The 2,445-nt window shown below is 75.0% G+C and carries 2 protein-coding genes and 2 pseudogenes; 2 read left to right on the plus strand and 2 right to left on the minus strand.

The window, feature by feature from the left end; all coding sequences use genetic code 11:
• Positions 1 to 196: pseudogene (locus JNW89_RS34690) on the minus strand (phosphatase); the annotation flags it as partial.
• 216 nt (positions 197 to 412) lie between these two features.
• On the opposite strand from JNW89_RS34690, the gene JNW89_RS34695 reads away from it, so the two are divergent.
• Positions 413 to 895 carry a trans-aconitate 2-methyltransferase gene (locus tag JNW89_RS34695; protein WP_238452247.1) on the plus strand — a complete coding sequence of 161 codons (483 nt, stop codon included), beginning with the start codon at positions 413 to 415 and terminating at the stop codon, positions 893 to 895.
• Positions 868 to 1,170 (plus strand): hypothetical protein, encoded by a 303-nt coding sequence (locus tag JNW89_RS34700; protein WP_238452248.1) that lies wholly within the window; start codon positions 868 to 870, stop codon positions 1,168 to 1,170. The genes JNW89_RS34695 and JNW89_RS34700 overlap by 28 nt, the downstream gene beginning before the upstream one ends.
• Positions 1,171 to 1,197: 27 nt before the next feature.
• Here JNW89_RS34700 and JNW89_RS34705 read toward each other — a convergent pair.
• Positions 1,198 to 2,411, minus strand: a pseudogene (locus JNW89_RS34705) (VWA-like domain-containing protein).
• Between the last annotated feature and the right edge of the window lie 34 nt (positions 2,412 to 2,445).

Raw genomic sequence — 2,445 nt, forward strand, 5'->3', positions numbered from 1 at the left:
CGTAGACGTCGCGGCCCTGTTCGCTGGTGGCGGCCACGCGGAAGTCGACGACCTCACCGTCCTGGGTCACCGGCAGCAGCCAGGTGCACCCGGACGGCAGCGCCGCCAGCACCTGCCGCACCGCCGCCACGATCGGGTCGTCCACCGACCAGGTCACCGGCTCGGCATGGCCGGACCGCACGCCCTCGTCTGCCATGCGAGCAGCGTAACGATCCCCCTCTGGGGACAGCGGTCCCGGCGACCCTCGGCCGGCGTGCGGATGACGGCATGTCGTCCCGGCCCGACGTCGATCCGCCCGAGCCGTGCACCGTCGGCGACCCCACTATCGGCGGCCCTCTGCAATTGCCAATCTTTGGCAACAAGTTCCCGTCGGCCCTCGACAGCCCACCTTCCGGTAACTAACGTCTGGGTCATGACTCCTTACCAGACTGACGTGCGGGCATGGCAGGAGAGCTGGGACCGGCAGCAGGAGGCGTACCTGCCGGACCGGGAACACCGCTTCGCCGCGCTGCTCGACGCCGCCGACGCCGTCGCCGGCGACGGACCGCTGCGACTGCTGGATCTCGCCGGCGGCACCGGCTCGATCAGCCTGCGCGCCCTCGCCCGCCACCCGGACGCGCAGGTCACCCTGGTCGACCTGGACCCGGTCCTGCTCACGATCGCCGAGGCCTCCCTGGCCGGCCGCGCCACCGTCGTCACCGCCGACCTCAACCGTCCCGACTGGACGGCCGCGCTCCCCCACCGCGGGTACGACGCGGTGCTCACCGCCACCGCCCTGCACTGGCTCGACGGCCCCCGCCTGGCCACCCTCTACGGCGAGATCGCGCCGCGCTGCGCCCCGGCGGCGTGTTCGTCAACGCCGACCACATGCCCGACGACGCCCTGCCCACGCTGACCGCCCGGCTGGCCGACCGCGCCCGGCAGCGGCGTACGGCCCGCCACGCCGCCGGGGCGGCCCAGTCGTGGAGCGGGTGGTGGGAGCAGGCCGCCGAGGATCCGGCCCTCGGGCCGCTGGTGGAGAAGCGGCGACAGATCTATCCCACCGGGCACAGTCCGGAGTGGAACCCGCCGGCGGACTGGCACCTGACGGCCCTGCGCGCCGCCGGCTTCACCGAGGTCGGCGTGCTGTGGCGCAACGGCGCGGACGCCGCTGTGGCCGCCCTGGCCTGACCGGCCGCGCAGGGGCCGGGCCACACCTCACCCGGCACCGATGACGACCACCCGCGCAGGCCGGCGGCGAGTCCGGCACGTAGTCGGGATCCTCCTCGTCCACCGGCCGGCGCGGGGAAACAGCCCCACCACCGTCCGGCACGACGGCCGCGAGGTCGGCCAGGGCGTCTGTCCGTCGGTCAGCACCACGACGACGTCCGGTCGGGGCCGCTCCGCAGGGCCCGGGCGAAACCCGTCCGCAGGTCCGTTCCCCCGCCACCCACCAGCGGAATGTCCTCGACGCGGCAGAGCGGATGCACGACCCGGGCCGCCGCGTCGCACGGCAGCACGCTGACCAGGTCCCGCCGCCCACCCACGGCCCGGGAGATCGCGGCGACCTCCAACAGCGCGCTGCCCAGTTCGGTGTCACTGACCGACCCCGACGTGTCGATCACCACGCAGACCCGAGGGGGCGTGCGCCGCAGGCTCGGCAGGATGGCGCCGGGCACGCCGGCGGAGCGCCGCGACGGCCGCCCGTAGGTGTAGTCCTCCCCCACCCCGGGGGCGGAGGCCGCCGAACGGACCGCCGCGCCCAGCAGTTCCCGCCACGGCTGCGGTGGGTGGAACGCCTCCTCCGCCCACCGTCGCCAGCCCGCCGGGGTGGTTCCGGGCCGGGCGGTGATGCCCTCGGCCACCCGGAACCGCACCGCGTCCCGCTCCTGCGCGGTGAGCCCGTGCGCGCCGTCGGGTCCCAGGTCCCACCCGCGCTCCAGCCCGTCGGCCCCGCTGCCGCAGTCCAACCAGGCCAGGTGCTGGGTACGCGGTCCGAGCCGGAACTGGCGCAGGTAGTCCTCCATCAGCTCGCCCTCGGGCAGTCCCAGGTGGCCGGGATCGACGGCCCCGTCGGGTCGGGCCAGGCCGTCGCCGAACACGTCGTCGTTGATCTCGAAGTCGGCGGCGATGTTCATCCGCAGCCGTTCCCCGGGCCCGGTCAGGCCGCGTTCGCGCGCCACCCGGTCGCTGCGCCCGTGGTGGTCGCGCAGCAGGTGCGAGACCTCGTGGACCCACACCCCGGCGAGTTCCTCGACCGGGGTCCGGTCCACGAACCCTGGTGCGACATAGCACCGCCAGTGCGGGTCCACGGCCATCGTCGGCACCTGCCGCGACGGCACCACGTGCAGGGCGAACAGCGCCGTCGCCAGGTAGGGCCGGACCCGGGCGGCGTGCAGCCGGGCGGCGAAGAGTTTGTCGAGGTCCAGCATGCCGGTGCGGTCGGCGGTCACCGGCCGGCCCCCG

This window comes from Micromonospora sp. 4G55, from assembly GCF_016803375.1.

Coding starts and splice junctions, on each gene's coding strand:
- JNW89_RS34695 (WP_238452247.1), top strand. CDS start 413: ATGACTCCTTACCAGACTGACGTGCGGGCATGGCAGGAGAGCTGGGAC.
- JNW89_RS34700 (WP_238452248.1), top strand. CDS start 868: ATGCCCGACGACGCCCTGCCCACGCTGACCGCCCGGCTGGCCGACCGC.